The organism is Pseudomonas sp. efr-133-TYG-103a, from assembly GCF_030209235.1.
In the GTDB taxonomy this organism is placed as follows: Bacteria; Pseudomonadota; Gammaproteobacteria; order Pseudomonadales; family Pseudomonadaceae; genus Aquipseudomonas.
Window position 1 is genome coordinate 76,846 of sequence record NZ_JARVSK010000015.1, and the last position, 17,013, is coordinate 93,858.

At 61.4% G+C, this 17,013-nt stretch carries 13 protein-coding genes and 1 pseudogene; 5 read left to right on the forward strand and 9 right to left on the reverse strand.

Features of this window, described 5'->3' with window-relative positions:
- Positions 1 to 73: 73 nt before the first annotated feature.
- Positions 74 to 505 (forward strand): annotated as a pseudogene (locus QRN36_RS27580) (methyl-accepting chemotaxis protein); the annotation flags it as partial.
- A 349-nt stretch (positions 506 to 854) separates the two neighbouring features.
- Here the strand turns inward: QRN36_RS27580 and QRN36_RS13460 are convergent.
- The 6 genes from QRN36_RS13460 to QRN36_RS13485 form a co-directional block, all read right to left on the reverse strand.
- Entirely contained in the window at positions 855 to 1,862 is a 1,008-nt protein-coding gene (locus QRN36_RS13460; RefSeq protein WP_285424478.1) for a lysylphosphatidylglycerol synthase domain-containing protein, read from the reverse strand.
- A complete protein-coding gene (gene clsB, locus QRN36_RS13465) occupies positions 1,859 to 3,109 on the reverse strand; it encodes a cardiolipin synthase ClsB (RefSeq protein ID WP_285424479.1) in 1,251 nt (416 codons plus the stop codon). The genes QRN36_RS13460 and clsB overlap by 4 nt, the downstream gene beginning before the upstream one ends.
- Positions 3,106 to 3,900, reverse strand: a complete 795-nt coding sequence (locus QRN36_RS13470) for an endonuclease/exonuclease/phosphatase family protein (protein WP_373568745.1) — start codon at positions 3,898 to 3,900, stop codon at positions 3,106 to 3,108. The genes clsB and QRN36_RS13470 overlap by 4 nt, the downstream gene beginning before the upstream one ends.
- On the reverse strand, positions 3,897 to 4,814 hold the full coding sequence (locus QRN36_RS13475) for a DUF72 domain-containing protein (protein ID WP_285424480.1): 918 nt from the start codon (positions 4,812 to 4,814) through the stop codon (positions 3,897 to 3,899). The genes QRN36_RS13470 and QRN36_RS13475 overlap by 4 nt, the downstream gene beginning before the upstream one ends.
- Before the next feature lie 138 nt (positions 4,815 to 4,952).
- Complete coding sequence (locus QRN36_RS13480) at positions 4,953 to 6,140, reverse strand: hypothetical protein (protein ID WP_285424481.1); 1,188 nt, start codon at positions 6,138 to 6,140, stop codon at positions 4,953 to 4,955.
- 42 nt (positions 6,141 to 6,182) lie between these two features.
- Positions 6,183 to 6,923 (reverse strand): SDR family NAD(P)-dependent oxidoreductase, encoded by a 741-nt coding sequence (locus QRN36_RS13485; protein WP_285424482.1) that lies wholly within the window; start codon positions 6,921 to 6,923, stop codon positions 6,183 to 6,185.
- A gap of 734 nt (positions 6,924 to 7,657) precedes the next feature.
- Between QRN36_RS13485 and QRN36_RS13490 the strand changes: the two genes are divergently transcribed.
- A complete protein-coding gene (locus tag QRN36_RS13490) occupies positions 7,658 to 8,140 on the forward strand; it encodes a cytochrome b (RefSeq protein ID WP_373568746.1) in 483 nt (160 codons plus the stop codon).
- A gap of 18 nt (positions 8,141 to 8,158) precedes the next feature.
- Here the strand turns inward: QRN36_RS13490 and QRN36_RS13495 are convergent, their stop codons facing one another.
- The 3 genes from QRN36_RS13495 to QRN36_RS13505 all read right to left on the reverse strand — a co-directional run bounded on the left by QRN36_RS13495 (position 8,159) and on the right by QRN36_RS13505 (position 12,488).
- On the reverse strand, positions 8,159 to 9,268 hold the full coding sequence (locus QRN36_RS13495; protein WP_373568747.1) for an HlyD family secretion protein: 1,110 nt from the start codon (positions 9,266 to 9,268) through the stop codon (positions 8,159 to 8,161).
- Positions 9,269 to 9,360: 92 nt separating this feature from the next.
- Positions 9,361 to 11,040 carry an MFS transporter gene (locus QRN36_RS13500; RefSeq protein WP_285424485.1) on the reverse strand — a complete coding sequence of 560 codons (1,680 nt, stop codon included), beginning with the start codon at positions 11,038 to 11,040 and terminating at the stop codon, positions 9,361 to 9,363.
- A gap of 272 nt (positions 11,041 to 11,312) precedes the next feature.
- A complete protein-coding gene (locus QRN36_RS13505; protein WP_285424486.1) occupies positions 11,313 to 12,488 on the reverse strand; it encodes an XdhC family protein in 1,176 nt (391 codons plus the stop codon).
- A gap of 377 nt (positions 12,489 to 12,865) precedes the next feature.
- Between QRN36_RS13505 and QRN36_RS13510 the strand changes: the two genes are divergently transcribed.
- From QRN36_RS13510 to QRN36_RS13520, 3 genes are all read left to right on the forward strand, one after another.
- Entirely contained in the window at positions 12,866 to 13,222 is a 357-nt protein-coding gene (locus QRN36_RS13510) for a DUF427 domain-containing protein (protein ID WP_285424487.1), read from the forward strand.
- A gap of 170 nt (positions 13,223 to 13,392) precedes the next feature.
- Positions 13,393 to 15,540, forward strand: coding sequence for an ergothioneine biosynthesis protein EgtB (egtB, locus tag QRN36_RS13515; RefSeq protein ID WP_285424488.1), 2,148 nt, complete (start codon positions 13,393 to 13,395; stop codon positions 15,538 to 15,540).
- A gap of 378 nt (positions 15,541 to 15,918) precedes the next feature.
- The gene (locus tag QRN36_RS13520; RefSeq protein ID WP_285424489.1) at positions 15,919 to 17,013 is read left to right on the forward strand and encodes an enoyl-CoA hydratase/isomerase family protein; all 1,095 of its coding nucleotides are present in this window, start codon (positions 15,919 to 15,921) and stop codon (positions 17,011 to 17,013) included.

Sequence of the window (17,013 nt, forward strand, 5' to 3'; positions counted from 1 at the left end):
GCAGGCGTATCACATTTCGGTGCAGACCCAGAAATACGCTGAGCAAGGCACGCAGGTGATCCAGCAGGCCGCCAGCGAAATGCGCCAGATTTCGCAGAACATCGATGATTCATCGCGGATCATCGGTCAACTGGGCGAGCGCTCAGAGCAGATCACGGCCATCGTCAACACCATCCACGGCATTGCCGACCAGACCAACCTGCTCGCCCTCAACGCGGCGATCGAAGCCGCGCGGGCAGGCGATCAGGGGCGCGGATTCGCCGTGGTGGCCGATGAAGTTCGCCAACTGGCAGGCCGCACCAGTCGCTCGACGCAGGAGATCTCGGAAATGATTCAGGTCATCCAGAACGAGACGCGCCAGGCCATCGTCAGCATGGACAACACCCGGACCAACGCGGCCAAGGGCGTGGACCTTGCGGATCAGGCCGGTAGCGCGATCGTGCAGATCAGCGCCGGAACCAATGACGCGGTGGATGCGGTGAGAATGTTTGCAGGCAAGGACTGATCGCGGTGACCCGGTCCATTGTGGCGCCAGCAAGCTGCCGCCACGGAGTTCTTTCTCTGGCCGGAGCATTCGGGAGTGCCCGCAGATCCCTGTGGGAGTGAGCTTGCTCGCGAATTGGCCGGTGTGTCCGATGCATAGGTAATGACCGGAATATCGTCATCGCGAGCACGCTCGCTCCTACAGGATTTGTGCCCTAGTGCCGAAACCAATCCGCGTCGCACAACCTCTGTAGGAGCGCGCTTGCCCGCGAAGAGGCCGGTAAGTCCGCTGCACCTGCAATGACCGGAATACAGTCATCGCAAGCAAACCGGTCCACAAGTCTGACCGCAGCGCATCAGGCGTTTCGCAGTCATCCTTCCCGGCGCGCTTCGTTCTTGCTGCGCATGGCTTTGGCGCGCTTTTCCAGCACCAGATACACCACCACCGCCAGCATCAGCGGGATCAGGAAGTAGATCACCCGGTAGCCGATCAGCGCGGCGAGCAGTTGCCCCTTGCTGAACTGATGCTGCATCAGCGTGATGAATACGGTTTCAAGCACGCCGAGCCCCGCAGGAATGTGGGCGATCACCCCGGCGATGCTGCTGATCAGAAGAATCCCCAACACAGCGGGATAGAATGCTTTTTCCGGCAGGAGCACGTAGATCAGCAGCGCCATCAGTCCCCAGTTCAGCGCGCCGAGCAAGGCCTGACGCAGCGCCTGATTGAGTGACGGCAGGACCAGTTGCTGCTTGCGAATGGTCCAGGTCCTGCGCTTCGAAAAACGGCAGGCGAGGAAATAGCTGAAACACACCGCCAGCAACACGAAGCCGATCAACTGCAACGTCGTGTCGCCTATCTTCCAGCCATCGGGCAGATCGATGAAATCACCGGCGAACACAAAGCCTGCCAGCAGCATGTAGCCCAACCAGTTGGTGATCAGGCTCAGGCTCAGAATGCGCGTAATGGTCGGCACGTCGAGCCCGAGCCGCGAATACAGCCGATAACGCAGCGCGATGCCGCCTACCCATGAACTGAGGTTGAGGTTGAAGGCGTAGCAGACGAACGTCACCGGCACGATCTGAGAGACCAACAGTTTGTGCTCGGTGTAACGCCGGGCCAGCACATCGAAACCGCAATAGGTGAGGTAACTGCCCGCTGCAATCAGAAAGCCCAGCACCAGCGTGCTCGCCTTGTAGGACTGCAGCGCATGGCTGACCTCTTTCCAGTCCAGGTTCTTCATCAGGGTGAACAGCAAGACCGGCACCGCAATGAAGAAAAACACTGTCACTCCGCGCTTGGCCCACGTCAGCCAGGGCCGGTTCTTGCCGTTGTGCTCCTGATTCTGTTCGCGGGTCGGGGCTTGTGAGACTCCATTCATAGCGACTTCTCCTGATCGGCCGACAGCTCGTTTTTCAATTCCGCCGCTTCTGGAATCACCTCCGGCGCCCGCACCGGCTTCAGGCGTGGGCCATGCACCGGAAACAGCCCGGCAATCGCAGGAAAGTGGCGCAGGAAGTGGAAGCTGAAAAAAATCATCGGCGCACGCCACCACTGCCCCTTGGCCAGGCCTTTGAGATTGACCTGCTTGCTGTGCGCAAGGGCCAGATCCCGCAAGTGCTCGTGCAGGCGCTGATTAAGTGCGTGATCGCGAATGAACAGATTGGCTTCCAGATTCAGCGCCAGGCTCAAGGGGTCAAGATTGCTGGAGCCCACCGTCGACCACTCGTGATCGATGAGTGCGACCTTGCCATGCAACGCGCGCTGTTTGTATTCATGGATCACCACGCCTTCGCGCAGCAGCCAGGTGTAGGTCAGCCGAGAGCACATGCGCACGAACGGCATGTCGGGCTGACCTTGCAGAATCAACGTGACCTTCACCCCGCGCCGCGCGGCGTTGCGCAGCTCACGCAGGAAGCGGTAGCTGGGGAAGAAATACGCGTTGGCGATGGTGATGCGCTGGGTCGCGTTGCGCATCGCCAGCAAATACTGCTCTTCGATGTCGGTGGTGTGTCGGCGGTTGTCACGCTCGGCCATCAGCATCCGCGCGCTGCCCGCCTGACGGGTCACCGGTTTGAGCGGCGTGAACGTCTTGCGCACGGCCGGGCCGAGCATGTTCAACGTCGAGCGGTAAATGTCGGCAACGATCGGCCCGCGCACGAGCACGGCGTAATCCTGCTTGGCGGTGATGCCGGTGTCGGCCATGTGGTCGACGCTGTAATTGATGCCGCCCATGAACGCCAGTTCGGCGTCGATGACCACCACCTTGCGGTGCAGGCGGCGGAACAGGTTGGTGCGCATGCCCATGAGTTTGGGGCGCGGGTCGAACAGCTGGATTTGTACGCCCGCCTCGATCATCTGCGCGACGAATTCGGAACTCAGATCACTGGTGCCATAGTCATCGACGGTAATGACCACGCGCACCCCACGACGAGCCGCCTCGATGACCGCCTGTTGCAGGCCCTCGCCGACGCGGTCTTCGAAAATGATGAAGGTTTCCAGCAGGACTTCCTGCCGGGCAGCGCGAATGCTGTCGAAGACCCGGGCGAAGAAGTCCTCGCCATTGATCAGCAACTCCACCGAATTGCCGTCTTGCCAGACGCCACACATGTCACTGAAAGCCTTCATAGCGTCACCTCCACCGCCAAAGGCGCATGATCGGAAAGATGCGACCAGGGCCGGTTCGACAGAACCTTGGGCGTCCTGACTCGCGCATTGCGCACGTAGATACGGTCCAGGCGCAGCAAGGGGAACCGTGCCGGAAAACTTTTCGCAGGCGCCCCGAACGCCTCGACGAACACTTCGCGCAGCCCTGTTGGCGTCAACACGGCATCGGCCTTCTTGCGCCAATCGTTGAAGTCGCCAGCGATGATCACCGGCGCCTCTGGCGGCAGGCGACCGACCAGTTCGGCAAGCAGAGTGAGCTGCTGCTGGCGATGATGTTCCTTGAGCCCCAGATGCACGCAGACCGCATGCACCTCGCCAAAGTGCGGCACCTGCAGGACGCAATGCAGAAGGCCGCGTTCTTCGGTGCCGAGAATCGAGATGTCGAGGTTTTCATGGCGCACGATCGGGTACTTGGACAGCAACGCGTTGCCGTGATGCCCTTGTGGGTAAACGGCGTTGCGTCCGTAGGCGAAATCCTTCCACATGCTGTCGGCGAGGAATTCGTACTGCGAGGTGGTCGGCCAGTTTTTCACGTTCTGCGCATGATCCTGGTGCTCGCCATGGACCTCCTGCAGGAACACCACGTCGGCCGACACGCTGCGCACGGCATCGCGCAGCTCGGGCAGAATGAACCGCCGATTGAGAAAGCCGAAGCCCATGTGCATGTTCATGGTCAGGATATTGAGCGTGACGACGGTCGAGGCGCTTTGACGTCGACCGCCGATCTCGTCAGGAATCAGGGCGCTGGTCAAAAGCTCACTCCTCGTAGATCGCCGGGCGCGACTTCCAATGCATCGGCCAGCTCGAAACGCTCCAGCAAGGTGTGCGCGTCGTAAGGCGCACGGACTTTGAGGTCGTTGTCGAAATAGCAGTAGATGTCTCGGGATTTGCGCGCCTTAGGCGCTTTGTCCAGCGCGACGTGCGCGTCTTCGGGCTGGGCGCCCTGGCGCCACGTGTCGATCCGGTCGCCCCAGTGTTTCAGCGCTGACGGTGTGTAACCGCTGGCGTATAACGCTTTGTCGCCGTGCAGACGCAGGTAAACGAAATCGCTGGTCAGGTCTTCCAGATACGGCCATTTGCCGGCGGTGTCGGCCACCACCAGCGCAACCTTGTACTTGCGCAGCAGCTCGATGAACGCCGGCACGGCAAAACTTTCGTGACGGATTTCCACCGCGTGGCGCAGCCTGGCTTTGGTCGGGATGTCCAGATACCCCGGCTTCTCCATCCGCGCCGCACACTTTTTGGCGAGGGCCTTGGCGGACTTGCCGTCATGGGGCAGCAGGCTGAGGAAGGTCTCGAAACGTTCGGGGTCGAATTTGAATGCCGGTGGGAATTGCCAGAGAATCGGGCCCAGCTTCTCGCGCAGCCGAAAGATGCCCGACGCAAAGAAGTTCGCCAAGGGCTCTTCGATGTCCTTCAGGCGGCGGACATGGGTGATATACCGAGGGGCTTTAACACTGAAGACAAACCCCTTGGGCGTATCGGCATACCAGCGCGCGTACAGGTCTGGCGACTGCAGGGAATAGAACGAGCCGTTGATTTCGATGCTGTTGACCGCCCGGGAGGCGAACTTCAGCTCGTTCTTCTGGGCCAGGCCTTCAGGGTAAAAGTCGCCTCGCCACGGCTCATAGCGCCAGCCGGAAATGCCGATGTGGATATCGCTCATGCAAGGGCTCTCTCATGTTCTGCCGCGACACCTGCCGCAATCATCCTGAACAAGAGATAAGAAGCTTGAGACCGGGCCAGGTTCCATGGTTTTTTGCGTCTTGCCGCGCGCCGATCCGAATGATTCGGCGTTCATCGCTCACCGGGCAAATGCAGGGGAGCCGCCAACCGGGAGGTGGCTGGCGGTCTGTCGCGAATCCTGGGCATATGCGCGGAATTTGCAGGCCAGTTCCCGCGCCCACTCGGCCGCATCACCGACCTTCATGTCCGTCATGCGAAAATTCAACAGCTTGCGCATCAGCTCGCATTGCTTGTCGCCGAACACAACCGTGCCATCGGCCAGGATCGACTGGATGCCGTCCTGTCGCTGGCCGGCCTCATTGACCTGAATCGCCTCCTCGCGACGCACCCCGAACGGCAGATCCAGCAACACTTTGCCCATGCCGACCTTGATCGGGTAACCGCCCGGCAATCCGTGCGGGCCTGGCGCGTGGACGCGCACCTCGATGTCCGAATAGAGGTTTTCCAGCACTGCGACGGCCGACATCGCCGTCAGGTAATGGGCGTCCACACCGCCCAGTCGTCGAAATTCGTCGGCCACGCAACCGAAGATCACCTCCTCGCTCCATTCGTCCGTGTATTCGTGGCCGTCGATCCAGTAACTCAGGCTGCAACCCTGCTCCGGCGCATCGACCGGCAGCCCGAAGCGCGGCACGTACTGGCTGAAATAGTGGTGACCGACCAGCTTGACGCACACCTTCACCGGATCGGAGCCAGACAGACGAGCGATGGCGCAACGGGTGGCGGGAACCAGATTGGCGATGTTGCCGATACCGACATCCGGGGCCATGCCGACCTTGTAAAGTACAGCGTTGACAGCGTCCGGATACGCAGCATTGACCACCAATGCCTTGGGGCAAGACTGTTTGACTGCACGCATCAAGGCGTAAGCCGGGGCCAGATGCAACGGCAGCCAGGGTCCGAAGCCGGCCTGGTCCAGCGCGTCGAATTTTTCCTTGTCCAGGGCCGTGAGCTCGGATGTCGACTGAAGCGAGGCGCAGTTGAGGACGATGTCCGGTTTGATCTTCGAGAGCGTTTCGGCATTGCAGCCGATGCAGGCGTCCCGCAGGTCCATCGCCCAGCCGCGAATCTGAACCACCACATTCAGCTGCAACGCCGCCTGGCGTACCAGATTGCACAGCCGCGTGGCCTGTTCCAGATCGCGGCTTGCTACGTGAAATTCGAACTGATTGCGCGGGGCCAGGACCTGCAGGATCTGCAGGCACAGCCTGCCTGCTCCAACGATAAGCAGCTTTTTGCGTTGCATGGTGTTCTCCCTGAAATCCGAGGGGCCTCGGGTTCCTGATCGCTAGAAAGGGTGAGTGGCATTGCCCGCGACAATGACTTTTCCCGTCAGTGGGTGGCTGTGCTCGGACAGCAGGAACATGACCGCATCGGCCACGGCGCCTGGTTGGAAGGAGGTAGTGGCGAATCGCTGTCGCTCGTGCTCGTACGCAGGTTGCCCAAGCCAGTTTTCGACGCTTTGCTTCGCCGCGAAGGCGTCCGGATTCAGCGGCGAAGACACCGCATTGACGCGCACCCTGGGCCCGAAACTCCATGCATTGGCGCGGGTCAGGTCGATCATCCGGGCGCCGGTTGCATGATAAAAGGCCTCCTCGCCCGCGCCTTCGCTCGCAGCGTTGATGTTGACGATGCTGCGCGTATGCGGGGCATCGGGTTCCTGTCGGGCGAAATCGGATGACAGATTCATCAGCGAAGTGAAATTCACCTCATGCAACGCCGCGATGTCCTGCTCGCTGTACGCCGCGCGGCCCTGGCCAGTTTGCGCGCCGACATTGTTGACCAGCGCATGCAGGGTGCGATGTTTGTGGGTGGCGTAGAGATCGCTGATGAACCCTTGGCTGAGCTGCGTGCCGGACAAGTCGACCAGATGGGTTTCCAGCCGATGGACCGGCAGCTGCGCCTGTAACGTTTTGAGCCCCACTCGGTCGCTGTCTGCCGCAATCACGTAGAAACCTGCACTGACGCAGGCAATCGACGTAGCCATGCCGATTCCACTCCCGGCACCGGTGATGACGACTTTCTTCATATGCAAATTTTCCGGGCGAACGGGTCCACGTAGTGACATCTCCAGTGGCCCGTCACGAAGTGAACGTCAGGCTGCCGGTGACGGGTTTTATAAAAGCGCGATTCATGGAACGAAAATAACCGGCGTACAAAGCGTCTTGTACAGATACTTTCTTGCAGACGAACGAATACCGAAACTTCCATGTCGAAGCGCCTCTTGATCATACGAAACTTAAGCGAAAACTCTGGCGAACAGCAGGCAAACTGCCAGCCCGAATGGACTGCCAGGCCGGGACTTCCAGCCTTCGGGGGATAAAGATGGATCCATGCGGATGCGCTGTCAAATCCGAATCGAGGGATTTTCAATGATTAATAACGCGGTCTGCCTAACGGTCCATCGTTCTCTCGATAAAGGTCCTTTAAAACATTAACAGTCGTTTTTCGGATAACTTCAAACGGGTGAAAGTTAGGACCCTCATTAAACTATCGAACAGACAGAACAATGGACTGAGATATTCACGGGCGCTGATTTATCCATGTTTATTTGGATGATACATCTCATGTATTGTTAGAAACAATTTGTATCATTGGCAGCTTGCAAAGTCGACGCTAAGTCCCCGCCGGCTCGACAGTACCATCGCATTGGGTTATCAACGGCGCAGCAGAACCAGAAAAATCAAAACGAGAGGCCTGACCGTGAGTACACCTTCCAACCCCGAACGCTACAGTTACAAAGCCCGCTGGTTTCATTGGGTCATGGCGATCCTGATCGTGCTGGCCTATGCCCTGATCCTCAGCCGCAGCCAGTTTGCCCGGGGCAGCGACCCGCGCACGTTCGTCGTGCAAACGCATTTCTGGGTAGGCATCGTGGTGTTGATCATGGCGTTTTTCCGCGTGGCCGAGCGCCACCGCCACGCACCTCCGGGCATCACTCCGCCGCTGGAAGGTGCGCTGCGGCTGGCAGCGACGCTGTCGCACTATCTGCTTTATGCCTTTCTGTTCGCGCAGCCTTTGCTGGGGCTTTTTACCGTCCTCCTGGAGCGCGGCGCGTTGCCGGTTCCGCTCACTTCACTGGCGATCCCGGCGCCGTTCGACATCTCCAAAGAGACCGCCGAAAACCTGGAGCACTACCACGTGCTGCTGGGGACGATCTTCTACTACGTGATCGGCCTGCACGTGATCGCCGCGATCTGGCATCACTTCGTGCGCAAAGACAACACGGTGCGACGCATGGTCTAGCCCGACCGCGCCGGACGGTCAGCGCGGCGAATCCACCGTGCCGTCGACTGGGTCCGGTGGCACCGGGCCGTCCTGGCTGGTGTCAATGCTGACCACCACCGACATTCCCGGGCGCAACCGATCGACATCGTCCTGATCGTTGTCGATCGTGATGCGCACCGGAATGCGCTGGGCGATCTTGACGAAGTTGCCAGTGGCGTTGTCGGCCGGCAACAGGCTGAATTCGGAGCCTGCCGCAGGCGAGATTCGTTGTACCCGCCCTCGCATCTTGCGGTTTTCGAGCGCATCGACCGTAAAGCTCACCGGCTGTCCAAGGCGCACGTTGGCCATCTGGGTTTCTTTCATGTTGGCGATGATCCAGCGGGGACGCGGCACCAATGCCATCAACTGAGCACCGGAGTTGACGTACGCGCCCAGGCGCACGCCAATCTGCCCCAACTGACCGTCGCGCGGCGCCGTGATCCGCGTGTTGCTGAGGTCGATACGCGCCAGCTCGATCGCCGCTTCGGCATTCTTGACCGACGCCTCCAGCGAGCCGCGATTGACGATCACGGTCTGCAGGTCCTGGCGGGAAATTTCCAGCGACGCGCGCGCTTCGGCCAGCGCCGCGCGGGCCTGAGCGTCGGCGGCACGGGTGACGTCCAGTTCGCTTTTCGACACCGAGCCGTCCGTGACCAGCGCCGAGCTGCGACGCAGATCCGCCGCGGCCTTGTCGCTCTGCGCCAGCGCGTTGGCGACCGCGGCCTGGCGCTGAACGATGGTCGCTTCGGCGCTGCGACGTTGCTGCAGGTTATTGTCCAGCGCAGCTTTCTGAATGCCCAGCTGCGCCAGCCCCTGGTCCAGGTGCTGCTGATAGATCCGGTCGTCGATCCGGACCAGCAGGTCGCCCTCCTTCACCCACTGGAAATCCTGAACCGGCACCTCGTAGACGTAACCGCTCAATTGCGGACCGATGAGGGTGGTCTGACCGCGCACCAGTGCGTTTTCGGTGCTTTCGATGGGGCTGCTGAACGGCGGCAGCTGCCAGGCGTAGAGCACAATCAGCACGCCGGCCAGCGCAACGCCGCCGAACAGAATCGATGACACCAGCCTGATGCGTGCCGACCGAGGCTGGGTCGTGGCCGGCATGACCGCCGGGGCCGGGGCTGGCCCTGCCGACGCTGCCTGATTGGGCGCCGACGAAGCGCCGGAAGTGCTGCCAGAAGGATTGCCAGGTTCAGTCATGAAGAAGGAGTACCGGAAGGTTGAACGGGAGATGCGCCTGGCGTCGCCGGTGTAAAAGGCGCGACCGGCTCGGTGGTGATCCACAGCCAGGTTGCCCGGCTGGTGATCCAGATCGCTGTCAGCACGGCGATCAGCGCAATCAGCATGAAGACGTCGTTGTAGGCCAGCGTATTGGCCTCGCGCGTGGCCGCCGTGGCCAGCGAGCGAATGCCCTGATTGGTGCGTGCCGACGGATCGGCGATGGCGGAAATGTACGCGCCGCTGGCGCTTTGCAGGCGCGACTGGACCTGCGCGTTGAGGAGCGTGACGTGCTCGACGATGTGCGCTGAGTGAAACTTCTCGCGCCAGACCTGAAAAGTGCCCAGCAGCGCCGAGCCGATCAGACTGCCGACGTTCTGGGTGATCCCGAACAGCACGGAAAAGCTGACCATGTTGCGCGGGTTGCTGATCACCCCGCTGATGCCCAGCACCAGCGTCGGGCCGAGAAAGAAGGTCCCCCCGAACGCCAGCAGAAACTGGCTGAAATACATCTGCGGGCCGCGGGTCAGGCTGGTGGAAAAACTGTCCATCGTCGAACCGATCGCCATCAGCGCCAGCGAGATGATCAGCGGCTTGAACAGATGCTGCGGGTTGATCGTCATGGCACTGACCAACAACCCGGCGACGCTGCCCAGCAGCATGAAGAAGTACAAGGTATGCAACTGCTCGGTGCCCTGGTTCATGCCCTGAAGAAAACCCACGGCGCCAGTGGACTGCTCCGACAGCACGATGCGCGTCAGCAGCACGCCCATGGCGAAGCGGATCATTCGTCCGCTGCCCAGCCACCGGGTAATCAGCAGCGGGCGGGTGCGGTTATGTTCGATCGCCAGCCCGGCGAGAATCAACACGATCGATGACGCCAGCGCAATGCCGATCCAGGGCTCTTCCAGCCACCATTCGATCCGCCCCAGCGACAGCGCCGCACACAACGCGGCGAAGCCTGAGGCGAGCAGCGCGAAGGTCAGGAAGTCGAGTTTTTCGAACGCTTTAAAGCGATCGCCCGGCGGCAGCTTGAGGATCAGCACGCAGCCCAGGGAAAGCAGACACATGCCCAGCTCGAACAGATACAGGCCACGCCACTCGGCGATCTGCAGCAAGTCTTCCGACACCAGGCGCGCCAGCGGCGTCGCCAGTTGCGCCGTGCCGAGGCCGAGCACCAGCGCTTTCATTCGCCATTTCTGCGGAAAAGCCTGAATCATGTAGTACAGACCCAGCGAACTGAGCGCTGCCCCCACCATGCCGTGAGCGGCGCGCACGGCGATGGCCGATTCGATGTCATTGACGAACAGATGGCCGAAGGTGACCAGGGCATACAACACCAGAAACACTTCGGTGAAGGCGCGCAACCCGAACTGCTGACGGAACTTGACCAGCAGCAGGTTCATCGAGACGTTGGTCATGACATACGCGGCGGGCAGCCAGGCAATCTCCGCCTGCGTCGCGCCCAGCGCGCCCTGCAGGTATTGAAGGTTGGCGACCACCAGCGCATTGCCCAGTCCTCCGGTCAGCGCGACGATGACCCCGACGATCGCGAACGCCCAGCGCTTGGACACCGGATGCAGGGGCGTTGAGGGAGAACCGGGCAGCGTCGGTCGCTCATGAGGCGCCCAGTCGTGGGGTGTGTACTTGTCGTTCATCGAGCGGACCTGGTGGATTCCGTGCTGAGACCATGGGCAGAACGATATTACTCACGAGACGGTCAGCTCACGCAGCGTCAACGAACATTTGTCGCGCCGAAAGCTCACGTCAGGCTTTCGACGGGCGTGACCAACGCAATTGATTCTAGCGACTTTGTGGCGGGCGCCACTTCTTCAGACTTTGCCCATGGCTGTGCTGCAGGCATGCGCCTGAAAACGGCGTGTGCAGCCCGACGCACCGAGGCGCGGCGGGCTGGAAGGTCGCGTCGGGACTATCCGATCATCTTCACACGAGGCTCTTGTGCATCGAGCGTCACGTCCACGGCGTGAATACTGGCCTGACGGTGTTTGAGCATGCCGCCGGCGCGGCCGTTGAACACCGCATTGACCTCGGAAAGAATCGACAGCGCCACGCTGTGGGGTGCATCGCCGCCCAGATCCAGCCCGACCGGGTAATGCAGCCGCGCAAACGCATCGGTGTCGCGCAGCGATGGCGGCAACTCGTCCAGCAGCCGCTCAGTGCGACTGCGCGGGCCCAATTGCCCGATGTAGCGCGGCGCGTGCTGCAAAACTTGCCCGAGCCAGTGGCGGTCCTGCGTCAGGCTGTGGGTCATGACCACGACCGCCGCGTCTTCCACCAGGGTCGCCAGTGCCGGCAACGGCTCCAGCGGCAACGCCAGCACATCGTCAGCGTCGGGAAAACGTTGCGGCCGGGCAAAGTGACTGCGGGCATCGATCACGCTGATGTGCCAGCCCTGCACCCTCGCCATGTTCACCAGCGGCATGGCGTCATGGCCAGCGCCAAACACCACCAGACGGCGAGGCGCGGCGATGTATTCGAGCAGGACTTCGACCGGCCCGTCCGGGCCTTCGTAGGTGCTCGTTGCCGAGCGGCGGACATCCAGCACCGTTTGCAGATCCTCGGCAATGGCCGCTGCCAGCCAGCGCTCGCGCATCTGCACCTGCACACCGCTGGACGGCGAAATGGCCACTCGCTCACCCAACGCCACATGACGCTCGCTGGCCGAGCCGATCACCGTCGCCAGCGCGGCATCGCGGCCGCTGGCCTTGACCGCACGCAGGACATCCACCACCAGACTCGGTGTCTGAGGGTGGATGCGCTCGAACAGGATGTGCACCGTACCGTTGCAGCCCAGACCGAAACTCAGCTCGGCGTCCTCGAGCTCATCGTCGTCTTCGCCGGTGGTGTAGCTGCGCATCGAAGGCTTGCCGGTTGCGGTCAGCCACCAGGCTTTTTTGCTGACATCGCTTTCCAGACAACCGCCGCTGACGGTGCCTGTGGCCTCGCCCATCGGCATGATGATCATGCGCGCGCCCGGACGGCGATAGGCCGAACCCTCGACCTTGACCACCGTGGCGATCACCGCTTCCTGCTGCCCGGACTGCGCGACATCGAGCGCCTCGAGCAGGCTGGATAAGTCGTTCATGTGTGCCCCCGAAAACTGACTCATTCACGCTGGCATGGCCAGTTCTGACGTTAAAAGGCCCCGTGCGTGGTACGCCGGCGCCTCTGTTGCGACTGTCAGTGGCGCCTCAGGTTCAGGCTTTCGACAGTCGCGGCGGCAGGTCAAAACAACAAACGCAGTCCGTTGCGCGAGCTCCGTTGGTCAGCCACGCGGCGCGAGCGCCGTGCAGATGCCCGGAAACACAATAATATGAGCCCCAGCATTCAAAGGCCCGTTTGTAATACGCTCGTTCCCGGCGTCGGGCGAATACTACACTGGCTGTTCACCTCGGCCATCTGTCCGCAGGTATGGTGCCTGAACGGTCGACTCGATCCCTGTGAATAAAAGGAGTCATCGCCATGAAAATCCCAGGTCCTGATCACCCCATCACCATCGCGCCGGTCACTGGGCGCGTCACCGTCCAGTTCAAGGGCGTGCGCGTGGCGCAAAGCGACAAAGCGCTGGAACTCAAAGAGGCTTCATACCCTGCGGTTATATACATCCCGCGTTCGGATATTTCGATTGAACATTACACGCGATCCGAGCATCGAACCCATTGCCCTTACAAGGGCGACGCCAGTTATTTCAGCCTCAACGCCAATGGCGAGGTCGCTGAAAACGCTGTCTGGACCTACGAACAGGCGTATCCGTCGGTCAAGGAAATCGAAGGCCATGTCGCGTTTTACCCCGACAAAGTGACCCTCGAAGTTCATTGATTCGACGTCGAAGCAGTCCACCGCCCTGTCGCTCCACCGCTTTGGCAACACGAATCCGGGCTGCAACAGCGCTGTTGCGGCCCGGTCATGAGAAGAATGCAGGAAAGCCGTACCGCCTGGCTGCATGGAAATCAGCCCACCGGGCGTCGGCAAACTCCGGAGAACGCCCGATGACGCGCCATTCACGCCAGCTACGCGACACCCCTGTCACCCACGTGCTGTATCAGCGCTATCAAACGGTTCGCGACCGTACCGAACATCTGGTCGAGCCGCTCAGCGCCGAAGACATGGTCGTGCAGTCGATGCCCGACGCCAGTCCGGCCAAGTGGCACATGGCGCACACCACCTGGTTCTTCGAGACCTTCCTGCTGGCACCGAACGTCGACGATTACACCCCGTTCGACCCGACCTTCGGCTACCTCTTCAACTCCTATTACGAGGCCGTCGGCCCCCGTCATCCGCGCCCGCAGCGCGGCCTGATGACGCGGCCCAGCGTCGATCAGGTGCTGGCGTACCGCAAACATGTCGATGAGCACATGGCAGCGTTGCTGATGACTGAGGTGTCCGATGACATGGCGAGCCTGATCGAGCTGGGGCTGGCCCACGAAGAGCAGCATCAGGAACTGCTGCTGATGGACATCCTGCACCTGTTCAGCCTGTCCTCGCTCAAGCCGGCCTACAGCCCGCGCTGGCCGAAAGACGCTGGCGGTCGCCGCGGGCGGTTCAAGCCGCTGAGCGCGGGCCTGACGCAGATCGGTCATGACGGCAGCGGCTTCGCCTTCGATCACGAAGGTCCACGCCACACCACGTATCTGCAGTCTTTCGAAATCAGCGATCGCCTGGTCACCAACGGCGAATGGCTGAGCTTCATTGCCGACGGCGGTTATCACACGGCCGCGCTCTGGCTGTCCGAAGGCTGGACGTTGATACAGGAAAACGGCTGGAACGCTCCGCTGTACTGGTACCACGACGACAACGGCTGGAAGCGCATGAGCCTGCGCGGGCTGGAAGACATCGATCCAGCTGCCCCGGTCACTCACATCAGCTATTACGAAGCGGCGGCGTTCGCGACGTGGGCCGATGCGCGTCTGCCCACTGAGGCTGAGTGGGAAGCCGCCGCGCGCGCCGGCCTGCTGGAACAAGTGGACAGCGTCGCCTGGCAATGGACACAAAGCGCCTACAGCGCCTACCCGGGCTTCAAACCCTCCGCAGGCGCTGTGGGTGAATACAACGGCAAGTTCATGATCAATCAGATGGTCCTGCGTGGCGGCGCCAGCGTGACCTCGCCGAATCATTGCCGACTGACCTACCGCAACTTTTTTCAGCCGGACAAGCGCTGGATGGTGGCTGGCCTGCGCCTGGCACGGGACAGCCGCCAACCCGGCGTGGTCAATCCCCACGACAGCGAGTTCGCCCGCGACGTGCTGGCCGGGCTGTCAGCGCCGGCGAAAAGCCTGTCGCCAAAATACTTCTACGATGCGGCAGGCTCCGACCTGTTCGAGGCCATCTGTGAGACCGCCGAGTACTACCCTACTCGCGCCGAAACCGGACTGCTGACGCGCATCGCCGGGCAGATCGCCGCGACGATTCCCGAAGGCGCGGCGCTGGTGGAGTTCGGCAGCGGCGCCAGCGAAAAGACCCGACTGGTGCTGGACGCGGCCCCGCACATCGCCGTCTACGTGCCGATCGACATCAGCGCCACGGCGCTGAACAAGGCCGCGCAGTCGCTACGCCAGCAATACCCGACACTGACCGTCGCGCCGCAGGTGGATGATTTCACCCGAGTCCTGACCTTGCCCAAGGAAGCCGATGGCCACACGCGCGTCGGCTTCTTTCCCGGCTCGACGATCGGCAACTTCACCGATCAGCAGGCGGTGGATTTCCTTCACGCCGCCCACGACGTGCTGGGCGAAAACGCGCACTTCATCGTTGGCGTCGACATGGTCAAAGATGCCGACACGCTGGTAGCGGCGTACGACGATGCCGAAGGCGTGACGGCGCGCTTCAACAAAAACCTGCTGACGCGAATCAATCGCGAATTGAACGCCGACTTCAACGTCGATGCGTTCGACCATCTGGCCGTTTGGAATGCGCAACAGGCGTGCATGGAAATGCATCTGGTCAGCCGCCAGGAACAGGTGGTGAGCGTGGCCGGGCACAGCTTCCGTTTCGCTGCCGGTGAGCGTTTGCACACGGAGAACTCGCACAAGTTCACCGTGCAGTCCTTCACCGATCTGGCGGCACGGGCGGGCTGGACGGTCAGTGAGCACTGGGTGAGCGATGCGCCCGAGGTGGCGTTGTTCAGCCTGCAGGCATGATTCGCGAACGGCGTGCCAGGCATGCTGGTCACGGCAGGCCTTGAAGATCAACGAAAGGCGACCATCCGGTCGCCTTTTTCGTTACTGGCCAAGGCGCAGCGTCATTCATTGGCACTGCAAAGTCTGCGCAGCGTCGTCCCGTCGTTGTTGCACTGACGTCACAGCCCCTTCCCCGCTTGGTCATGGGTGCAAACCTCAGTCGGCTGCCGTGCGCCCTGGGAAATCAGGCAAATGGCCATGCATTACTGCACAACGGCGCTGCAGGATTCTTCATTGTCATTTGCAAAATTGCGCTGTTAGCATCCGTGAGCACCCTCACGGATCACGGCCGTTTTCGGCCGATGAATGAGCAAAACAAAAAGTAACAGGGAGTCAGCGATGACGGCACAGGTAGTATCGGCCCAGTCTTCAGGCCAACCGGCCTGCGACACCGTTCTGTCCGAAGTACGCAATCATATCGGTCACATCACCCTCAACCGCCCGCAGGGCTTGAATGCCATCGACCTGGACATGGTTCGCCAGCTGCAATACCAGCTGGACGCATGGGCGCGGGACGAGAAAGTCTATGCCGTGGTCTTGCGCGGCGCTGGCGAGAAAGCGTTCTGCGCCGGTGGCGACATTCGCTCGATATACGACAGCTTCAAAGGCGGTCACACCGAACATCTGGACTTCTTCGCCGAAGAATACGCGCTGGACCTCACCCTGCATCATTACCGCAAACCGGTCATGGCGCTGATGGACGGGTTCGTGCTGGGCGGCGGCATGGGGCTGGCGCAAGGCGTTGACCTGCGCGTGGTCACCGAACGCAGCCGTCTGGCGATGCCGGAAGTGGCCATCGGCTATTTCCCTGACGTCGGTGGCAGTTATTTCCTGCCCCGCGTCCCAGGCGAACTGGGCATTTATCTGGGCGTGACCGGCGTGCAGATTCAGGCGGCAGACGCGCTGTACTGCGGCCTGGCGGACTGGTGCATCGACAGCGCCCGGCTCGATGAACTGGATCGTCAGCTTGACCTGCTGAAGTGGAGCCTGACGCCGCTCAAGGATCTGCAAGGCGCACTGGCGAAACTGGCGGTGCAGCAATTGCCCGAGCCGCCGCTTGCGAAGTTGCGCCCGGCCATTGATCATTTTTTCGCGCTTCCGGATATCCCCAGCATTATCGAACAGCTGCTGCAGGTGAACGTCATCGACAGCCACCGCTGGGCCGTCGATACCGCTAACCTGATGAACACCCGTTCGCCGCTGGCGATGGCGGTCACGCTGGAGTTGCTGCGGCGTGGTCGTCACCTGCCGCTCGAGACCTGCTTCGATCTGGAGTTACACCTTGATCGACAATGGTTCGAACGGGGCGACCTGATCGAGGGCGTACGTGCCCTGATCGTTGATAAAGACAAGAAACCGCAATGGAACCCGTCCACTGTGCAGAGCCTCGAGGCCGAGCATGTGGCGAGTTTTTTCAGCGGTCATGAGGCGTGA

Excerpts from the sequence above, each read along its gene's own strand:
- QRN36_RS13460 (WP_285424478.1), bottom strand. The coding sequence starts at position 1,862 with ATGAATGGAGTCTCACAAGCCCCGACCCGCGAACAGAATCAGGAGCAC.
- clsB (WP_285424479.1), bottom strand. The coding sequence starts at position 3,109 with ATGAAGGCTTTCAGTGACATGTGTGGCGTCTGGCAAGACGGCAATTCG.
- QRN36_RS13475 (WP_285424480.1), bottom strand. The coding sequence starts at position 4,814 with ATGAGCGATATCCACATCGGCATTTCCGGCTGGCGCTATGAGCCGTGG.
- QRN36_RS13480 (WP_285424481.1), bottom strand. The coding sequence starts at position 6,140 with ATGCAACGCAAAAAGCTGCTTATCGTTGGAGCAGGCAGGCTGTGCCTG.
- QRN36_RS13485 (WP_285424482.1), bottom strand. The coding sequence starts at position 6,923 with ATGAAGAAAGTCGTCATCACCGGTGCCGGGAGTGGAATCGGCATGGCT.
- QRN36_RS13490 (WP_373568746.1), top strand. The coding sequence starts at position 7,658 with ATGGCGATCCTGATCGTGCTGGCCTATGCCCTGATCCTCAGCCGCAGC.
- QRN36_RS13495 (WP_373568747.1), bottom strand. The coding sequence starts at position 9,268 with ATGCCGGCCACGACCCAGCCTCGGTCGGCACGCATCAGGCTGGTGTCA.
- QRN36_RS13500 (WP_285424485.1), bottom strand. The coding sequence starts at position 11,040 with ATGAACGACAAGTACACACCCCACGACTGGGCGCCTCATGAGCGACCG.
- QRN36_RS13505 (WP_285424486.1), bottom strand. The coding sequence starts at position 12,488 with ATGAACGACTTATCCAGCCTGCTCGAGGCGCTCGATGTCGCGCAGTCC.
- QRN36_RS13510 (WP_285424487.1), top strand. The coding sequence starts at position 12,866 with ATGAAAATCCCAGGTCCTGATCACCCCATCACCATCGCGCCGGTCACT.
- egtB (WP_285424488.1), top strand. The coding sequence starts at position 13,393 with ATGACGCGCCATTCACGCCAGCTACGCGACACCCCTGTCACCCACGTG.
- QRN36_RS13520 (WP_285424489.1), top strand. The coding sequence starts at position 15,919 with ATGACGGCACAGGTAGTATCGGCCCAGTCTTCAGGCCAACCGGCCTGC.